The organism is Bradyrhizobium sp. WSM4874 (assembly GCF_055811835.1).
The window spans coordinates 44,763-63,059 of sequence record NZ_JBVVPR010000039.1; the positions used below are offsets into that span (position 1 = coordinate 44,763).

The window sequence follows — 18,297 nt, forward strand, 5'->3', positions numbered from 1 at the left end:
AATTAGAAGCGACGCAAGGAATGTTCGTTCCTGCGAAACCTACAAACGAATATTTCTCTAACTTGGATCAATAACCCAGGTGAATCTGACGAGTGCAGCGAGCTAAAAATACACGCCGTGAACCGGCGCCTGCAGTTCGAGATGGCTCGCGACCGTCGCGCCGATGTCCGCAAATCCGGCGCGCTTGCCGATCGGAGAAGTTGACCGCGCGCTCCACGCTAAGATCGGCACTTGTTCCCGCGTATGATCGGTGCCGCTCCAGGTCGGGTCGCAACCATGATCGGCCGTGATGACCAGGAGATCATCGTCGCGCAGGAGGTTCATCAGATCCGGAACGCGCGCGTCGAAGGTTTCGAGCGCCGCCGCATAGCCCGCGACGTCTCGGCGATGGCCGTACAGCGTGTCGAAATCGATGAAATTGGCGAACAACATTCCGCCCTCCGCCAGGGAGGCCAGCCCATCAAGCGTGGCATCGAACAGCGCCTGGTTGCCATCGCCGCGCAAGTTCCTACCTGTCGCGCGATGGGCGAAGATGTCGTCGATCTTGCCGATGGTGACGATGTCACGGCCTGCGCTGTCGGCAAGATCGAGGATCGTCCGCTCCGGCGGCGGGACGGAAAAGTCCTTCCTGTGGGATGTTCGCTTGAAGTCGCCTGCCGACGTGCCGATGAAGGGACGTGCGATGACGCGCCCGATGTTGAGGGGATCGACCAGTCGGAGGGCAACGCGGCAGACCTCATAGAGGCGTTCGAGTCCGAACGTCTCCTCGTGCGCTGCGATCTGAAACACGCTGTCGGCCGATGTATAGCAGATCGGTTCGCCCGTTCTGATGTGACGCTCGCCGAATTCGGCGATGATCTCGGTGCCGGAGGCGTGACAGTTCCCGAGGATGCCTGGCAATCGAGCCTGTTCGCACAGGCGCTCCGTCAGGTCGCGCGGGAAGCACGGCTTGGCTCTTGGAAAATAGCCCCAGTCGAACGGCACCGGCACGCCGGCGATCTCCCAATGACCGGATGGCGTGTCCTTGCCTTTGGAGATCTCGCTCGCGCAGCCAAATCGTGCGTGCTCGGGCCGGCCATCCAGCCCCGGCGGCACGCGCCCGGTGGCGAGATGGCAAGCCTGGCCAAGTCCGAGCGCAACCAGATTGGGAAGCCGAAGCGGCCCCTCCCGGCGGGGTCCGTCGGCATTGCCGGCCATGCACATTTCGGCAATATGGCCGACGGTGTCGGCGCCCTCGTCGCCGTAATTGATGGCATCGGGCGCGCCGCCGATCCCGACGGAGTCCATCACCAGGATCAGGGCGCGCATGTCGGCTCCGAGATGGCCGGGCGCGAAGACGCTGCGGACAGCGCGAGCCCGGTTTTCGCGCAATAGCGTTCGACCATCTGTGCGCAGAAATCCGCGAACTCGTTCACGTCGAGCGGCGGGCTGGTGTGATGAGGCTCGATGCCCCGATGTTCCGGGGTGAAGCAGAAAGTCACCGTGACCTGAAACTCCGCCAGCGCGTCCATCTGCCGATCGAACCAGGCGAGCGCATTGGGACGGAAGCTGTCGGCCCAGGACAGGCCGGTCCTGAGATGCTGCACGCCGAGCCGGCGCATCCAGCACACGGCGTCATCGAGGCGGTGGTCCTCGAAGTGAAACCACTGGCACAGGCCCATCGCAGCTGCATATTGGCTGAACAGGCCCGCGGCAGCTTTCGGCGTGCCGTCCTCGCGCAGCAGCCCCATGTGGAAGTGCCGGTAGTAGGAGGAGCCTTCAGCTTCCTTGTGCCGCGTGGTCGCCTCCCAACTCGAAGGAAGATCGTAGAGGCTGTACCAGTGAATCCGCGGCGCGCGGCCAGTCAACAGCTCGGCGGTCCGCGTCAGTCCCCAGGCCTGCACCTCCTCGGCACCGAAGGACGAGACTCCCACCTCCGTGACCCAGACCGGCAGCGAGGTGACCGCCTTGATCTCGTCGAGCTTGGCCGGCCATTCCGCGATCTGCCACAAGTTCCAGTCGAGCGGAAAGCCGTGCACGGCCACGGCATCGACATGATCGAGCACGCCGCGCGCCTGCATGTTGCGTATGAAGGACGGGTCGATCGGCGATATGCCGCCAAGCACGCGCGGGAGTGTGGGATGCGCGCTGCGGATCGCCTTTCCGGCAGCGAGCGCCAGGCTCGCGAACATGGTCCAATCCGGATCGATCAGGATGTCCCAGTGCGACTTGTTGTTGGGCTCGTTCCAGATTTTGGCGGCTTCGATCATCGGCCGGTCTCCCGCGACGGATAAACCGGACCTTCCGCCTGCGGCCTTGCCACCCGCTTGCAGAGATAGACTTCCTCTTCCGGATGCGCCGCGATCGCAAAGCCGGCGCTGCGCAGCATGGCTTCGGCGCAGGCGCGGTTCGGTACCCACCAATTGGTGGGGTCGTCGGCATATTTGTTCTCGATGAAGTGCAGCTTTGGATAGCCCGGCGAATCGAACTGATCGGTGGTCCAGAAGTCGTAGTTCTTGTCGAGGGAATCCACGCGGCTGTCGCCGCGCTGCATCGATTGGAACAGCAGGAGATCGCCGGCGACGTGCTCGTGGATCAGGTCGAGGGCCAGCAAAGGGTGCCGCAGGTGGTAGAGCACGCCCATGAAGATCACGAGATCGAACTTTTCGCGCAGCTGTCCGACATCATAGGCTGACATCTTGCGGAATTCGATCCTGAGCCCGTTCACCTCGGCCGCGAAGCGGGCTTGCGCGAGATATTCGTCGTCGGTGTCCAGGCCGAGTACGCGCTCGGCGCCGCGCCGCTTCATCTCCATGGCGTAGAAACCGGCATTGCAGCCGATATCGAGCACGGTCTTGCCTTCGAGGCGGTCCGGAATGATCCCGGAAAAGCGGCGCCATTTCACGTTGGGATAGTCGCCGAGAAAATGTGAAGGCGCTGTCGGCACGCCATTCAGGTCCAGATTGTGAAACCATGGCCCGAGCGCATCGACGCGCTGGCGGATTTCCTCGCGCGAGAGGGCGCCTCTGCTCATGCGGTCACTCCATTGTTCATTGCGTGGGCCGGGCGGGCTGCCTCCGACGAACCGCCGGCCAGCAGTCGAGAGCGTCCGTTCCCGGGGGAGCTTTCCGCGAGCAACGCCATTGCCGTCCGGTAGCCGTCGATGGTGCCGACGTCGACATAGGATTCGCCGGCCTTGACGCCGAGACCCTGGCCGCCGGCCGCGATGTAGGCATTGACCAGCGTCCCGAAATATTCATCGCGGCGCTCGCGCTTTGTCCACAGGGACTGGAGCTCGCGAAATCCGTTGCCGGACATCTTGAAGGCGCCCCATATCCATTTCGACGCCGCATCCGGCTGTTTGACCTGGATCTCCGTGACGCGATCGCCGTCGAGCACGACGGCATCGAAGAACTCGGGATGTTCGACCGGAAACAGCAGAAACGACAGGTCAGCGGCCGGCAATGCCTGCAGGGCCGACTTGGGGAACCAGACGGTATCCGGAAGTCCGACCAGGATATCTTCGTCGTGGCCAACGACCGTGCCCGCCCTGAACACGGCATCGCACAGCCCCGACGCATCGGGCTGCACGACATAGGCGAGCTGGGCGCTGCCATAATGATCGCCGAAATATTCGAGGATGTCCGATTTGCCGGGGGAAATCACGAAGCAGATCTTGTCGGCCCCCCCAAGGATCAGCCGCTCCAGCAGATATTCGGAGACGGCGCACGGACGGTCGATGCCGTCGTCCCGTTGGCTTCCGACCGGAAGCAACTCCTTGGAGAAGGCGAGCGGCTGGATGCGGCTGCCGCGGCCCGCGGCCGGAACGATGCCCCACATGATCAGGCCTCCTCGGGTTGCTGTCGGCGCGCGCCGAGGGATGCCGTCTGCTCGAGCAGCGAAATCAGTTCGGCCGCGCGCTTGTCGGATGTGTGCTGATCCATGGTCCGTTCATAGGCGCGTCCGGCGATGTGCTGAAGCTCGGCGTCGGCCATCGTCAACGCAGCAAGCGTGTCTTTCGCATCGCGTGCGATCAGGATCTCCTGTCCGGGTGCAAAGAATTGATCGATTCCCGGCCAGTCGTCGCTGAGCAGCGGGGCCTTGCAGGCGGCAGCTTCGAACAGGCGGCCGGAGGGGCACCAGCCCATCTCCGCCATGGCACGGCGCGTGACGTTGAGTGTCAGTCGGGACGACGCAAAGAACGACGCGTGCTCCGACGGCGGCAAGTGCTGCACGAAGTAGATGTTTGGCGACCAGGGAAAGTCTTCCGGGTATTGTGCACCCCCGATCAGGAAGCGCCGATCCTGCCTGTTACGTGCGGGTTCGACGAAGAGAGCCTCGAGCGCGTGCTGGCGATCCTGCGAATACGTGCCGAGATAGGACAGATCCGCACGGTAATGCGGCTGCGACGGCACTGGTCGATGGATGTCCGTGTCCACATGGCCGTAGAGCGGACGGACATTGCCGGCGCCGAGCCTGTCGCGAAATTCGTTGCAGATGCGGGGACCGCCAGTGAAGCTCAGGATCAGGGCGAAATCCCGCAAGCCGCGCGGCCCGATATAGGGAACGGCCTCGCCGGCCATCAGCTTCGCCAGCGTGACCGGCGTGTCGAGGTCGTAGAACACGGGCACCGCGCGCCCCTCGGACAGGACAAGCTCCGTCGCGGCGATCGCGTCGGGACAATAAGAGGTCACGATCGCGACATCGGCATCTCGAATGTCGCTGCGCGCTAAAGGAAGCACATCGTCCCAGTTCGAGAACAGTCGCAATTGGCCGCCGGGCAGTTCGTGCAAATCCCGCGCGCCGGCGTAATAGGGCACGTCGCGCTCGAAAAAGACGACGCTGTGGCCGGCTCGCGCGAGATGCTTGCAAAGCCCTCGCCACAAGGTGGCGTGACCGTTGCCCCAGGACGAGGAAATTGTCAGGCCGAAAATGACGATCTTCACGCTGGCACCCGCTGATTGATCCCGGTGATCTTGATTCCGCGATTGTCCACGCTGAGGGTGCTGACGCTGCCGGGGTCGATCTCGATCGAGAGGAAGTCGTCGAGCTCTTTCCGGGAATAGTGCAGCAGCGCCGCGCGGATCGGTTCGGCATGGCTGACGGCGACAACGACGGTGCCGCTACCATGATCATTGCGCACCTGTTCCAGATGGGCGACGACGCGCTTCTGGAGCGACCGCATGCTTTCGCCGCCCGGCGGGCGGTTCGTTCCGCGTTGTTCGTTCCAGCGTGACCATCGGGGGTCCCGGGCGAGCGCTTCGAACGGCAGTCCGGTCCATTCGCCGTAGTCGAGTTCGTCGAGTGCCGGCACGATCTCGACCGGCAAGCCGAACCGTGCCGCCAGGATGCAGGCCGACTGCATGCAGCGCCGCTGCGGGCTCGACTGAACCATGCTCGGTGGCGGCGTGAAGGTATCGGCGCATCGCGCGATTTCCTCACAGCCGAGATCATCGAGTTCTACGCCCTTCATCCGGCCACAGAGCGTGCGGCCGAGCAGGGCATGATGCCCGTGGCGGATCAGATGAATGATCTTCGCCATCAGGTGTACGCCTTGTCGTCAATGAAGGCGCGCGTTCGCCGTCCGGCTTCCTCGTCGGTGAACTGCTGAGGCGGCGACTTCATGAAATAGCTCGAAGGGCCCGTCAGCGCGCCGGCCTGCCCGCGGTCCATGGCAAGCTTGGCGCAGCGGACCGCGTCGATCACGACGCCCGCCGAGTTCGGGGAGTCCCAGACCTCGAGCTTGACTTCCGCGCTCAAGGGAACACCGCCGAACGTCGTGCCCTCCAGGCGGATAAAGGCCAGCTTGCGGTCGGTCAGCCACGGCACATGGTCGCTCGGGCCGACATGGATATTGTCGGCATCCATCGGCACGTCGAACTGGCTAGTCACGGCTTGCGTCTTGGAGATCTTCTTTGACGTCAGCCGCTCGCGCTCGAGCATGTTCTTGAAATCGGTGTTGCCGCCGACATTGAGCTGGTAGGTTCTGTCCAGCCGCACGCCGCGTTCGCGGAAAAGGTTGGCGAGCACACGGTGCAGAATGGTGGCGCCGACCTGGCTCTTGATGTCGTCGCCGACGATCGGCAGGCCTGCATCCTCGAAGCGCCGCCGCCAGTCGGGATTCGAGGCAATGAAGACCGGGATGCAATTGACATAGCCGCAGCCGGCCTCGATCGCGCGCGCGGCGTAAAATTCGCTCGCGCGCTGCGAGCCCACGGGAAGATAGGACACAAGTACGTCCGTGCGCGATGTCGCGAGCACTTCGGAGACGTCGGCTTCCGGAACATCCGCAATCGGAACGTCGTCCTTGAGATATTGGCCGACGCCGTCCATGACCGGGCCGCGTTGGACCATGACGCCGGTGGGCGCGACCTCGGAGAAGCGGTGCGTGTTGTTCGGTGCTGCGAAGATCGCCTCGGCCACGTCGCGTCCGACCTTGCCGGCATGGACGTCGAAGGCCGACGAGACCTGAATGTCGCTAATGTGGTAGCCGCCGAGATCGGCGTTCATCAACCCAGGCACCGGCTCATTCGATTTGGCGTCCCGGTAATAGGAGAGCCCCTGAACGAAGGAGCTCGCACAATTGCCGACACCGACGATGCCGACGCGCACGCGCCGCCTGTCCTGAAGACGAGAATGCATGGATCTAGGCCCTCCGGAAGACGTGCAGCGTTAAGGCATGCAGTGTTGAAGGATATGCAGTGTTGAAGACTTGCAGTGTTGACGTAAGTACGTCGGCGAACGTGAGGAACGTATGTTCGTTCCTGAACTCACGGCACTATGTCCGCCTCACGTCAGATTCCGGCCAAAAAAATTTCGCGCCCTTAACCTGGGATAGAATCCCGGGCAGTTTGGCGGGAACGAAAAGCTTCCATGATGAAGATGAAGAAGATGATGCTCCGAGAGAGCCGACACCGCGAAAGAACAAATCCTTCCGTCCGGCGTTCACGGCGAACAGTCTGACGCGACGACCTATTCGTCGCTCGCTCTTTGTCAGCAGTCGAGGTGTCACATGTCAACCAAATCACAAACCAGCGAAGCCCAGCAGACCACCAGCCATAACGTCATCCGGAAATGGGCGGAGGAGCGCGGTGGAAAGCCCGCGACGGTCAAGGCTACGGAGGAGGACGGACACGCCGGCATCCTGCGCATCGATTTCGATCCGCCCGACGAAGGTCTCGACCGGATCAGTTGGGACGAATTCTTCGCGAAGTTCGACGAGACCGGCATTGCGTTCCTTCACCAGGACCGCACCAAGGACGGCAAGGTGAGTCGCTTTCACAAATTCGTGCGTCGTTGATCGGATCGCCGCGCGTGTCGGGCGGTTGGACGGAGGCGATGCGCGCAGGCGATTTCGAACGCGCCTGGGCGATCAGCGACCGCGATCTGATGATGCTTGCCTATCCACCAAAGCACACCGGGCCGCGTCACCTCCAGCGGATCTGGCGCGGCGAGGCCCTGGTGGGCAAGCATGTGCTCGTCCGTTGCTACCATGGGCTTGGCGATACCATCCAGTTCCTGCGCTTCATGCGACCGCTCCGTGATCTCGCGCGCAGCGTCACTGTGTGGTGCCAAGGCGAACTTCTGCCGCTGGTGGAGCGTGTGGCGGGCGTCGATCGTGCGTTTTCGATCCATGATGGTACGCCTGAGATCGACTTCGAGGTCGATATCGAGATTATGGAGGTGCCGCATGCCATAAGGGCGAAACGGGAGCAGGTCGAGATGCGTGCACCTTACGTATCGCTGCCGCCGGTGCTCGAGCTACCACTGCCACAAGGTCTTGCCGTCGGCCTGGTTTGGGAAGTCGGCAATTGGGACAAGCGAAGGACCATCCCGCCGTCCCTGCTAGGGCATCTTGCCGTTCCCGGCGTGACGCTCTGCTCGCTGCAACGAGGGGTCCGAACGTGCGAACTGGCCGAGATCGGCGCGAGGGACGTCAGCACGCCTGACATTACGGTTCTCGGTCATCTGCTCCAGCGGCTCGATCTCCTCATTTGCGTTGACACCATGGTGGCTCATCTTGCGGGCGCACTCGGCTGTGACGCGTGGGTCTTGTTGCATGCGGATTGCGACTGGCGCTGGCCGTCGTCCGAGTCCCATTCCCCTTGGTATCCGAGCCTACGGCTGTTTCATCAGAGGGCACCAGGCAATTGGGATGATGTCATTGGAGAGGCGCGGGAGGCCCTGATTGCACGCTCCGCAAGTCTCCAAGGTGTCGTCGGAAACGGGCTCAAGCGAGCGCAAGATCCGCCGCGAGTGGTCTGAGACGCGAGGACGACGACTCGTCGCGGCTGGACGGAATGCCCAGGTAGGTCGGATCGAATCTTGCGAGCCGCACGAGTCCCGGCCAGTCCGTGATCGTTACCGTCTTACCCTGCCATCGCAGGAGGTTGCATCGTCGCAGTTCCTGAATTGTTCGGTTGGCGTGGACTGGGGAAATGCTGCACGCTGCAGCAAGGTCCGATTGGGTGAAGGGTGATGGCAGCCTGAGATCTCTCGCCAAGCCGACGCTTTGCAGGCGGGTGGTGATCTCGCACAGCAGATGCGCAACACGCGTCAAGGCATCGCGGCTACCCAGGTTCACTGTCCAGTTGCGCTGAATGGCGTGGCTGGTGAGCAGCATCAGCAGCAATGCGCGAGACATGGCGGGCGAACGCGCGGACAAATCGTGAAAGAAGCGGTGTGGCACGAGTGCGACGATGGCAGGGCCGAGCGCGATCAGGTTGCCGTCAACGCGAGGACGATACAGCGTGTGTAGATCGGCGATGTCACCGGGAACATGGAGCGACGTGATCTGCCCGTCCACGCTCTCGGCATCCTGCCAGGACAGATATCCCTGAAGCAGGAGACAGCAGTGGGTGGCATCGTCGCCATGCCGCAAAACGGCCTGACGCGAACTGAGATGCGCGATTGTGCTTGCCATGTCCGCAAGCAGGTGGAGATCGTCGGCCGTTACGGGAGTGAGGCTCGCCAACCGGTCGGCGAGCTTGGAGAACGCAAATCCTGCCTGCATTGGTCGCCTAATAACTCAGAGCCCGTCCCCAATCTGATCGATGAGAACGACCGAACGCATTAAACTTTGATACTTTCGCTCCACGCAGATCGTTGTCGGTCTCGGACGATCCGGGAACCGGAAGCGCGAGAGGCGCTCGAGTGGGCGAACGGCCTACCATCTGCGCCGAACCACGATTTAGTATACTTACTTTCATATACTTAACTCTCGAGCCATCGCGTTTGTTCTGACTCCAAGGCTTTGACGGATGTGATGGCTGCCTGTCGGGCAACACACCCGCAATCCCGTCAACCCCTCCTCACAAAATATTCCGCTTTACCGAAATTCGGAAATGGCGTATGTGTCGCCTATCCCGGCTCATTCTTGAGGGGCGATCTTGTGGTCGTCACGTTCGCGAGCCGGGCTTGCGGTGGACGCGGCAGCGTTCGGGTGCGAGAGGCGTGGGCAGGGCGGATTGCTCTCCGTGAGCCCAAGGCTTCGTTCCGACGAGCGGCGCTGTCAGGCTTCGTCTCGTCATCAGGTCGGCGGCAACGTGCACAACGTCGTCGAAACCGGTGGCGAAATGGCGGGCCGTGCGTACGGCAAAACCGTGTGGTCCTGGCCGTCGTTGCTACGGTCAAGCTCTTGCGAATGCGGCATCCGCGTCAACCGGCGCGGTGCCGGCGACTTTCGCGAGGACGAGGGAGGCCAAAAGGAACTCGGCTCGCGGGAGAGCACGGCATAAGCCGTCCAACCATCGCGCAGGGAAGGCCGAGTGATTGGCTACACCTGTATGCTGCTGTGCGGTTTTTCTGCGTGTGCTTTTCGCGCAGCGGACCGCGGGTGCCAGCCGGCACCCGGCCTTCCCTGCGCCCTCTTGGATAAGAGGGTGGAGTGACGAAGCAAAACTCGGGCGAATTGCGCCGCGAGAACGAGAGCTCATGTCCGCTGTTGAAAGATCAGCCCGGGATATGTCGAACGTTGCTCGCGCCACGCCGCCATCTCACGCGGCGCTGCGCTGGGTCTTTGACTTTGTCTCTCGCTTTGCCTTCTTCTCCGGCGCCGCCGATACCGGGGTGCCTCGAGCACCGGGACCGGGGTGGGTATGAACCTCCTTGGCCGAAAGCGGTTCGCCACATTCGGAGCAAACCATGACCGGATCGAAGTCCTTGCCGCATTTGCGGTGTTGATGCAGCAAAGGTCGTCCGCGCGCGTCGACCATATGAGTGTCGCCCCAGTGCACGATCGCCATCATGATCGGATGGAGATCGAGCCCCTTTTGGGTGAGGATGTATTCGTGCCGCTTGGGCGAGTCCTGATAGGGAATACGACGCAGCACGCCCTGCCGGACCAGCTTCTTCAGCCGTTCGGCGAGCAGGTGACGCGTGATTCCGAGCGAAGACTGAAACCCCTCGAAACGGCGTGTGCGCAGGAAGCATTCACGCAGGATCAGAAGGGTCCAGCGGTCGCCGATCACGCCGATGGTTCGGGCCATCGAACACGGCTCGTCCTCCAGCTCATCCCATTTCATTCCAGATCTCCACTCTGCCCGCGGCTTCTGCGCAAATCGTCCAGGAATCCTTTGGTCCGAGGACCATTCTAAATCGGCACTTACTGCGAGACAATGTTTCTCTGATACCGAATTCAGCAGTAAATCGACCAGGATTGACAGTTCTGTTTTAGAACTGTAGAAATAGTCTGCGGCTTGGATAATGGTCCGACGACCGGATTCGGACCTGACCGGGAGAAGACCCTTGCAAAAGAGAAATGCGACCGTGGCCGTGATCGGCGCCGGTGATTTTATCGGCAGCGAGATTGCAAAGAAGTTCGCCTCCGAGGGCTTTACGGTGTTCGCGGGGCGCCGCGACGGCGCCAAGCTCGAACCACTCGTCAAGGAGATCGAGCAGGCCGGCGGCGAAATTCACGCGCGCGCGCTCGATGCGCGCAAGGAAGACCAGATCATCTCGTTTCTCGGCGATGCCGACAAGCACGCCCCGCTCGAGGTTTGCATCTTCAACGTCGGCGCCAACGTCAACTTTCCGCTTCTGGACACGACCGAACGGGTGTTCCGCAAGGTCTGGGAAATGGCTTGCTATTCCGGCTTCCTCGCCGGCCGCGAGGCCGCGCGCCTGATGCTGCCCCGTGGCCAGGGCAACATCTTCTTCACCGGTGCGACGGCGAGCTTGCGCGGCGGCAGCGGCTATGCGGCCTTTGCCAGCGCCAAGTTCGGCCTGCGCGCGGTCGCGCAAGCCGCGGCGCGTGAATTGGGCCCGAAGAACATTCACGTGGCGCATCTGATCATCGATTCCGGCGTCGACACCGAATGGGTCCGGCAACGGCGGATCGAGGCGCTTGGTCCGAACGCGCTGGATAATCCCGACCTCCTGATGCCGCCATCGTCGGTCGCCGAATCCTATTGGATGCTCTATCAGCAACCCAAGAGTGCCTGGACCTTCGAGCTGGAGATTCGTCCCTTCGGCGAGAAATGGTAGCGAAGCCGGTTCACGATGGCCCGTGCAAGGGTTCAGACTGAAAAGGGTTCAGAATGAATTGCCGAAGCGGTGCTCTGGAAGTCCCTGTGCGATGCCATCAATGGCCAGAACATGACCCGCTCGGGGTTCGCGGCTCAATTGCTCGCGATCCAGAAATTTTCTGGCCGTCGTCACGAACAGTGTCTTCAGATCGGTTCCGCCGAAGCACACGCAGGTCGGATTGGTCGCGGGCACTGGAATGACGGTGTCGATCCGGCCGTCCGGCCGATAGCGTATCACCCGGCCGCCGGAGAAGAAGGCGGTCCACAGTCCGCCGGCAACGTCGATACACGCGCCGTCGGGCCGCTCACCGGAGGCGCTGTAATCCGCGAACAACCGTCTGTTGCGGATCGCGCCGTCATCGAGATCGAAGTCGAACTGCCAAGTGCGGTAACGCCTCGTATCCGAGAAATAGAGCGTGCGATTGTCGGGTGAGAACGCGATGCCGTTCGTCACGACATCGCCGAACATGCGCGCCGTCCGGCCGTCGGCGTCCACGCGATACAGCGCCCCGTTCGGCCGATGCAGCTGGTTGTCCATGGTGCCGATCCATAGCCGGCCCCGGGCGTCGACGCGTCCGTCGTTCAGGCGGTTGTCGAGGCCGCTTTCGATTTCGCAGAGCTGACCTGGAGCACCGTCACCGGACGCGCGGCGATAAAGGCCCAGATCCTGCGCGAGCAGGTGGGAGCCATCCGCCGTCAGAGCCTGACTGCCGAGGAAGTTGCATGCGTACGGAGCAACCTGATGAGCGCCTGTTGCCGGATCGAACGATTGATGCAACCGCCGGTCGATGTCGACCCACCACAGCTTGCGGGATCGATCGCACCACAATGGCGTCTCGCCGAGGGTATCGCCTGCGGCGACCGCCGTTTCGACGCGATGCGCGGGGACCATGTGGGGAGTCATTCCGCTATCCGATTGCAGCCACGAGCGCTGGCGATCAGCCCTCGTTCCAGGAGGCGAGGGCGTGCGCGACGCAGCCGTTGATGTGCTCGGTGAGCACGGCCTTGGCGCTTTTGATGTCGCGCTTGAGGGCGCAGTCCAGCAGCGCCTTGTGCTGATTGATCGTCTCCGCGCCGCGGTAGCGCAGCGCATAGCGGAAATATTTGTCGAACACGACCGCGTGCGTCTGCATCAGCTCGCGCGAACCGCAACTCGAGATCAGCGCCTGGTGGAATTCGCCGTCATAGCGTTTGCGCAGCTCGGGATCGTCGCCTTCGCTCAGCACGGTGCGTTCGGTCGCCGCCAGCTTGTGATGCGCCGACACCACGCGGCCTTCCCACTCCACGTCGCCGGCGCGGAACGACTCGGCCATTGCATGATGCTCCAGCAGGATGCGGAGACCAGCGAGCTCACGCAGGTTCTGGATGGATATCGGCGCCACCTCGAAGCCCCGCTGGCCCTCGGCAACCACGAATCCCTCGGACGTCAGACGATTGAGGATCTCGCGCAGTGTGCTGACGCTGAGGCCGTAATCTTCCTTCATGGCATCGAGCTTGAGGCGTCCGGATGGCGTGAGCACTCCGAAAATGATGTCGGCCCGGATGCGCTGATAGCCGCTGTCGCCTGCCGACAGGGGCCGTTCCTCGAGTGACGTCATGCCTTCTGATCCCGCCTGTCCCGATCGCCGGCCACTTCGGAGGGCGGCCGAACCATCAATGTTGCCAGCACTATAGCAGATTTTCGGTGTATGACGTACTGCAAATCATCATATGAAATAGGTATCATCATTTGACATGGAAATATATGTGTGGTGTCTAAATAGGCTGAGGGTACGAAAAATAATGGCTTAAGCCGTCGTTCGTGCCCGTCCGAACAGGGAGGAAACGATGAGCTTGTTGGTACGGGCGCTGTCTGCGACGGCGATCTGCGTGGCGCTGACGGTCGGTGCATCCGCTCAGGAGATTCAGGAGCGGACGATCAGGTGGGGACACCTGAACAACACCGATCACCCCGTCAGCGCGGGGGTGCAGAAATTTGCGGAGATCCTGCTGGCGAAGAGCGGGGGCAAGATGAAGGTCCGTGAGTTCGCGGCCTCGCAGCTCGGCAACGAGCTGCAGCAGCAATCGGCACTGCGCGGCGGTACCCAGGAAATGCTGTCGGCCTCGACGACGTCGCTCGCAACCGTAGTGCCGGAGTTCGGCCTCATCGACTTTCCATTCATCGTGAAGACCATCGAGCAGGCCGACGCGCTCGGGACCGGCAAATTCGGCACGTCAATGCTTGATACGTTGCCGTCGAAGGGGCTGATCGGTCTGGGATATTGGGGCCTCGGCTTCCGCAACGTCACCAACAGCACGCGGCCGATCACCAAGGTCGAGGATTTCAACGGCCTCAAGCTTCGCGTCATTCCGAATCCGGTCTACCTCGAGACCTTCGGATCCTTCAAGGCCAATCCCGTTCCGATGGCCTTCGGCGAACTTTATTCGGCGCTGGAGACGCGCACCGTCGATGGCGAGGAGAACCCCTTCACGGTCATTCTCTCCAACAAGTTCTACGAAGTGCAAAAATACGTTTCCGCCACCAATCACACCTTCACCCTGAACATCATCCTGGTGAGCAAGGCCTTCTGGGACAAGCTTTCGCCGACCGAGCAGCGCCTGATGCGCGAGGCGTACGAGGAAAGTCGAGGCTATCAGAAGGAGCAGACGCGCCTTCAGACCGAAAAGGCCCTGTCGGAACTGCAGGCGAAGGGCATGCAGTACAACACCGTCGCGCCGGAAGAGCTCGATCGGATGCGCAAGACGGCGCAGCCGGTGGTCGACAAGATTGCCGCCAATCTCAAGCCGGAGGCGGTCAAGCTGTTCAACGACGAACTCGAGCGCATCCGCAAGGACGTGAAGTAGTCGATCTCGTCAGTATGCAAGAGGCGGAGCCGACCGGTCGGCCGGCTCTCGAATTGACTTTGCCTGGACGGCCCGTATGGCACGATTGCTCGACCTCTATTGCACCCTGCTGAAGGGCACCATCGCCGCATTTCTTGCGGTGATGGTGGTGCTGGTGTTCGGCAACGTAGTTCTGCGCTACGGCTTCAACTCCGGTATCGCGATTTCCGAGGAGCTGTCACGCTGGCTCCTGGTCTGGCTGACTTTCCTCGGTGCGGTCGTGGCAATGCGTGAGCACGCCCATCTGGGAGTCGACGCCATCGTGCGGATGCTGCCGGCCGTCGGCAAGCGCTTCTGCTTCATCATCAATTACTGCCTGATGCTGTTCGCCGATTGGCTTCTGCTCTCGGGAAGTTGGCGGCAGACGATCATCAATATCGACGACCGCGCGCCGGCGACCGGCCTGTCGCTTGGCATCTTCTATGGCGTCGGCGTGATCTTCGGCGTTTCGGCCGGAGTGATCCTTCTCTACGACCTGTTCCGTGTCATCTCCGGACAGGCCAGCGAAGCCGACATGGTTGCCGTCAGGGAATCGGAGGAGCACTGATGCTGTCTCCCCGTATCGTGCCGCCCGGCGCTCACATCCTGAAAATCACCGGGATCACGCCATGACGATTGCCGTCTTCACCTTCTCGCTGCTCGGCGCCATGGCGCTGGGCATGCCGATCGCCTTTGCGCTGATCGTCTGCGGCGTGGCCTTGATGAGCACGATCGACATGTTCGACGCCCAGATCGTGGCGCAGAACGTCATCAACGGCGCGGACAGCTTTCCGCTGATGGCCATTCCCTTCTTCATGCTGGCCGGCGAGGTCATGAACAAGGGCGGTCTGGCCAAGCGAATCGTCAACGTTGCGCTCGTCGCCGTCGGACACTTTCGGGGCGGACTCGGTTACGTCACGATCCTCGCGTCCTGCATCCTCGCGTCGCTCTCGGGCTCTGCGGCGGCCGATGCCGCGGCGCTCGCCGCCCTGCTGGTGCCGATGATGGTGGCGGCGGGCCACAAGAAGTCCTATGCGGCGGGCCTGGTGGCGGCCGGCGGCATCATCGCGCCCGTGATTCCGCCCAGCATCGGATTCGTCATCTTCGGTGTCGCCGCGGGCGTGTCGATCTCAAAACTGTTTCTGGCCGGGATCGTCCCGGGGATGTTGCTCGGGGCAGGGCTCTGCCTGGCCTGGTGGTGGGTGGTGCGCCGGGAGAACCTGACGCCCCCGCCAAGAGCATCGCTCTCGGAAATGGTGAAAGCAGTGGTCGACGGCTTCTGGGCGCTGATGCTGCCGGTGATCATCGTCGTCGGCCTGCGCTTCGGCATCTTCACGCCCACGGAAGCCGCAGTGGTCGTCGCCGTCTATTCGCTGTTCGTCGCGACCTGCATCTATCGGGAATTGAAGCTGTCGCAGCTTTATCAGGTCTTCGTCTCCTCGGCCCTGACGACGAGCATCGTGATGTTTCTCGTGGCAGCGGCGCTGGTGTCGTCCTGGCTGATCACCGTGTCCGAGATTTCGACACAGATCGTCGCCCTGCTGAAGCCTTTCATGGGCAACAACACGCTCCTGATGCTGGCGATCATGGTCGTGGTGGTGATCGTGGGAACGGCCCTCGACATGACACCGACCATCCTCATCCTCACGCCGATCCTGATGCCGATCGTCAAGGCGGCGGGAATCGATCCCGTTTATTTCGGCGTCCTCTTCATCATCAACAATGCGATCGGCCTGATCACGCCGCCGGTCGGCATCGTGCTCAATGTGGTTTGCGGTGTCTCCAGGATCAGCATGGAGGACATCGTCAAGGGCGTCTGGCCCTTCTTGATTGCACAATTGATCGTCCTGTTCGCGATGGTGCTATTCCCGGGACTGGTGACGATCCCGGCCAAATGGTTTGCCGGCTAGACGCGTCGGCAGCAAACGAAGGAAGAACGAAAATGGCCGCAAGGATCATGATCCTCAACGGACCCAATCTCAATTTCCTCGGCATCCGCGAGCCCCACATCTACGGCTCGACGACGCTTAGGGAGATCGAGGCGAGCTGCCAGGCGCTGGCTGATCAGCTCGGAGTTTCGATGTCGTTCCATCAATCGAACATGGAGGGCGAACTCGTCACCCTGATCCAGTCCGCTCAGGGCAACGCGGACGCCCTCATCATGAACCCCGCGGCCTATTCATTCACCTCGATCGCGCTGATCGATGCGCTGAAGATTTTCGAGGGTGTGAAGATCGAGGTGCATATCTCCAACATTCACGCGCGGGATGAGCTGCACCGCCACTCGATCACGTCGAGCGCCTGCACGGCGGTCATTTGCGGACTGGGTTCGTATGGCTATCTCGCCGCGATGCTCGCGGCCGTCCAACGGCTGGGGCAATTGCCTGAGACCATTGCACCGGCTCTGCACGGGCTTGCGGCCGGCGGCAAGGCGTAGGCATGGAGGGCGGGATGCGCGGCACGGGATTTCTGGCCATCTGGAGCGACGTCGAGGCTCACGACCTGACCGACTACCGGCACTGGCTGACGCGTGAGCACACGACCGAGCGCGTGACGACGAGGGGCTTCCTGGCATCGCGTGTCTTCCGCGTGGCAAGGGACGACATCAACCGCTTCTTCATTCTGTATGAGCTGGAGACGCCGGAGGTCCTCGACGGCGAGGCCTATCTGGCGCGCCTCAACGCACCGACGCCGTGGTCACAGCGCATCATGCCGAAGCTCGGCAATTTCATGCGCGGCGGCGGCGTCATGATCGCGCGGGGAGGGCGAGGCGAGGGCGCCTCGGTCGTGGCGCTCCGGATCGAGACATTGCCGAAAGATCCTCGGGGTCTGGCTCAGGCGCTTGTTGGGTGCGACGGGGTTGCCGCCGTGCAGATCGGCGCGACCGACGAGGCGCGGACGTCGGTGCGGACGACCGAGAAGGGCATGCGGAAGAACGAGGGCTTTTTCGCCGGGCTGTTGCTGATCGAGGCGCTCGACGTCGCGTCGTTGCGGGCTGCCTTGCAGCGGGCGAGCGAGCTTGCGCCCGACGCCATGGCCGGGGCGAGCGAGCCGGAAGTTTATCAAAGCATGTTTGCGCTCGACGCCCGTATCGCGGGTTTCGGCTGATGACGTTCTCGCTCGCCGCGTTGACCGTGCTCGAGCTTGCGCCGCCCGAGATGATCGAATTGGCGGCGCATTGCGGCTACGAAAAAGTCGGGCTCAGGCTGTTGCCTGCCACGCCTGGCGGTGTTGCCTATCGCCTGATGGACGATGCGCCGCTCCTGCGGGAGACGCTCCGGCGATTGGAGTTGACGGGGGTGACTGTCGCCGATCTCGAGGTCGTTGCGTTCAGACCGGAAACCGAGATGGCCTCGTTTACGCCCTTCTTCGAGGTAGGTGCGCGCCTCGGCGCCAAACACATCCTCGTCGCGGCCTATGATCCGGATCTGGCGCGGTTTTCGGATCGCTACCAGCAATTTTGTGAGGCGGCAGCAAGCTACGGCCTCACCTCCGACCTCGAATTCATGCCCTGGACGAGCGTTCCAGACCTGAAGACCGCGATCCGGATCGTCGGCGACGTCGATCGTCCCGGAGCCGGCATTCTGGTCGATGCGCTGCATTTCGATCGGTCGCAGAGCTCGCTTGCGGACCTCCGCGCCATCCCGGCGCAACGCTTTCACTATTGGCAATTATGCGATGGCCCCGCCGAACGCCCATCGACCACTGAGCAGCTCATCCATGCCGCTCGCGAGGAGCGGATGTTTCCGGGCGAGGGTGGAATAGACTTGATGGGGCTTGCAAGCGCGATGCCGCATGACCTGACCATCAGCATCGAGGTTCCGACCGTTCAACTGGCAAAGAGCGTCGACGCCGCGTCGCGAGCACGCCGGGCGTTGGCGGCGGGCAAAGCCGTCGTGGAGCGGGCGCGCAGCCAGAGGTGAGAATTCGG

The 18,297-nt window shown here is 62.3% G+C and carries 20 protein-coding genes; 9 read left to right on the forward strand and 11 right to left on the reverse strand.

Going from position 1 to position 18,297, the window contains the following annotated elements; genetic code table 11:
• Window positions 1-102: 102 nt before the first annotated feature.
• Genes AC0L3P_RS30385 through AC0L3P_RS30415 form a run of 7 tightly spaced genes read right to left on the reverse strand, consistent with a single transcriptional unit; the run spans window position 103 to window position 6,621 of the window.
• Window positions 103-1,308, reverse strand: coding sequence for a phosphopentomutase (locus tag AC0L3P_RS30385; RefSeq protein ID WP_473307651.1), 1,206 nt, complete (start codon window positions 1,306-1,308; stop codon window positions 103-105).
• The gene (locus tag AC0L3P_RS30390; RefSeq protein ID WP_473307653.1) at window positions 1,296-2,249 is read right to left on the reverse strand and encodes a glycoside hydrolase 5 family protein; all 954 of its coding nucleotides are present in this window, start codon (window positions 2,247-2,249) and stop codon (window positions 1,296-1,298) included. The genes AC0L3P_RS30385 and AC0L3P_RS30390 overlap by 13 nt, the downstream gene beginning before the upstream one ends.
• A complete protein-coding gene (locus AC0L3P_RS30395; protein WP_275169432.1) occupies window positions 2,246-3,013 on the reverse strand; it encodes a TIGR04290 family methyltransferase in 768 nt (255 codons plus the stop codon). The genes AC0L3P_RS30390 and AC0L3P_RS30395 overlap by 4 nt, the downstream gene beginning before the upstream one ends.
• Window positions 3,010-3,819, reverse strand: a complete 810-nt coding sequence (locus AC0L3P_RS30400; RefSeq protein WP_473307655.1) for a nucleotidyltransferase family protein — start codon at window positions 3,817-3,819, stop codon at window positions 3,010-3,012. Before AC0L3P_RS30400 ends, AC0L3P_RS30395 begins: the two co-directional genes overlap by 4 nt.
• A gap of 2 nt (window positions 3,820-3,821) precedes the next feature.
• Window positions 3,822-4,925, reverse strand: coding sequence for a CgeB family protein (locus AC0L3P_RS30405; RefSeq protein ID WP_473307657.1), 1,104 nt, complete (start codon window positions 4,923-4,925; stop codon window positions 3,822-3,824).
• Window positions 4,922-5,521: a histidine phosphatase family protein gene (locus AC0L3P_RS30410; RefSeq protein ID WP_473307659.1), complete on the reverse strand. Its 600-nt coding sequence runs from the start codon at window positions 5,519-5,521 to the stop codon at window positions 4,922-4,924. Before AC0L3P_RS30410 ends, AC0L3P_RS30405 begins: the two co-directional genes overlap by 4 nt.
• A complete protein-coding gene (locus AC0L3P_RS30415) occupies window positions 5,521-6,621 on the reverse strand; it encodes an inositol-3-phosphate synthase (RefSeq protein WP_473307660.1) in 1,101 nt (366 codons plus the stop codon). Before AC0L3P_RS30415 ends, AC0L3P_RS30410 begins: the two co-directional genes overlap by 1 nt.
• Window positions 6,622-6,991: 370 nt before the next feature.
• Here AC0L3P_RS30415 and AC0L3P_RS30420 point away from each other — a divergent pair, with 370 nt between their 5' ends.
• The gene (locus AC0L3P_RS30420; RefSeq protein ID WP_473307662.1) at window positions 6,992-7,279 is read left to right on the forward strand and encodes a hypothetical protein; all 288 of its coding nucleotides are present in this window, start codon (window positions 6,992-6,994) and stop codon (window positions 7,277-7,279) included.
• 38 nt (window positions 7,280-7,317) lie between these two features.
• Entirely contained in the window at window positions 7,318-8,244 is a 927-nt protein-coding gene (locus tag AC0L3P_RS30425; RefSeq protein ID WP_473307664.1) for a hypothetical protein, read from the forward strand.
• Here the strand turns inward: AC0L3P_RS30425 and AC0L3P_RS30430 are convergent.
• Both AC0L3P_RS30430 and AC0L3P_RS30435 read right to left on the reverse strand, forming a co-directional pair.
• Window positions 8,210-8,992, reverse strand: coding sequence for a Crp/Fnr family transcriptional regulator (locus tag AC0L3P_RS30430; RefSeq protein ID WP_275169425.1), 783 nt, complete (start codon window positions 8,990-8,992; stop codon window positions 8,210-8,212). The two genes, AC0L3P_RS30425 and AC0L3P_RS30430, sit on opposite strands and share 35 nt — an antisense overlap.
• 982 nt (window positions 8,993-9,974) lie before the next feature.
• Window positions 9,975-10,502 carry a winged helix-turn-helix transcriptional regulator gene (locus AC0L3P_RS30435; RefSeq protein ID WP_473307666.1) on the reverse strand — a complete coding sequence of 176 codons (528 nt, stop codon included), beginning with the start codon at window positions 10,500-10,502 and terminating at the stop codon, window positions 9,975-9,977.
• Between the two features lie 223 nt (window positions 10,503-10,725).
• Between AC0L3P_RS30435 and AC0L3P_RS30440 the strand changes: the two genes are divergently transcribed.
• A complete protein-coding gene (locus AC0L3P_RS30440; protein WP_007614048.1) occupies window positions 10,726-11,463 on the forward strand; it encodes an SDR family oxidoreductase in 738 nt (245 codons plus the stop codon).
• A 48-nt stretch (window positions 11,464-11,511) separates the two neighbouring features.
• Here AC0L3P_RS30440 and AC0L3P_RS30445 read toward each other — a convergent pair whose 3' ends face one another.
• Entirely contained in the window at window positions 11,512-12,408 is an 897-nt protein-coding gene (locus tag AC0L3P_RS30445; protein WP_473307668.1) for an SMP-30/gluconolactonase/LRE family protein, read from the reverse strand.
• Window positions 12,409-12,442: 34 nt separating this feature from the next.
• A complete protein-coding gene (locus tag AC0L3P_RS30450; protein ID WP_275169423.1) occupies window positions 12,443-13,102 on the reverse strand; it encodes a GntR family transcriptional regulator in 660 nt (219 codons plus the stop codon).
• Between the two features lie 229 nt (window positions 13,103-13,331).
• On the opposite strand from AC0L3P_RS30450, the gene AC0L3P_RS30455 reads away from it, so the two are divergent.
• The 6 genes from AC0L3P_RS30455 to AC0L3P_RS30480 all read left to right on the forward strand — a co-directional run bounded on the left by AC0L3P_RS30455 (window position 13,332) and on the right by AC0L3P_RS30480 (window position 18,289).
• A complete protein-coding gene (locus tag AC0L3P_RS30455) occupies window positions 13,332-14,348 on the forward strand; it encodes a TRAP transporter substrate-binding protein (RefSeq protein ID WP_275169422.1) in 1,017 nt (338 codons plus the stop codon).
• Between the two features lie 76 nt (window positions 14,349-14,424).
• Window positions 14,425-14,934: a TRAP transporter small permease gene (locus AC0L3P_RS30460; RefSeq protein ID WP_354060052.1), complete on the forward strand. Its 510-nt coding sequence runs from the start codon at window positions 14,425-14,427 to the stop codon at window positions 14,932-14,934.
• A 61-nt stretch (window positions 14,935-14,995) separates the two neighbouring features.
• A complete protein-coding gene (locus AC0L3P_RS30465) occupies window positions 14,996-16,276 on the forward strand; it encodes a TRAP transporter large permease subunit (RefSeq protein ID WP_275169420.1) in 1,281 nt (426 codons plus the stop codon).
• A gap of 32 nt (window positions 16,277-16,308) precedes the next feature.
• Window positions 16,309-16,803, forward strand: a complete 495-nt coding sequence (locus AC0L3P_RS30470) for a type II 3-dehydroquinate dehydratase (protein WP_275169419.1) — start codon at window positions 16,309-16,311, stop codon at window positions 16,801-16,803.
• A gap of 14 nt (window positions 16,804-16,817) precedes the next feature.
• Window positions 16,818-17,474, forward strand: a complete 657-nt coding sequence (locus AC0L3P_RS30475; RefSeq protein ID WP_473307673.1) for a hypothetical protein — start codon at window positions 16,818-16,820, stop codon at window positions 17,472-17,474.
• Entirely contained in the window at window positions 17,474-18,289 is an 816-nt protein-coding gene (locus AC0L3P_RS30480) for a sugar phosphate isomerase/epimerase family protein (RefSeq protein ID WP_275169417.1), read from the forward strand. Before AC0L3P_RS30475 ends, AC0L3P_RS30480 begins: the two co-directional genes overlap by 1 nt.
• The last annotated feature ends 8 nt before the right edge of the window (window positions 18,290-18,297 follow it).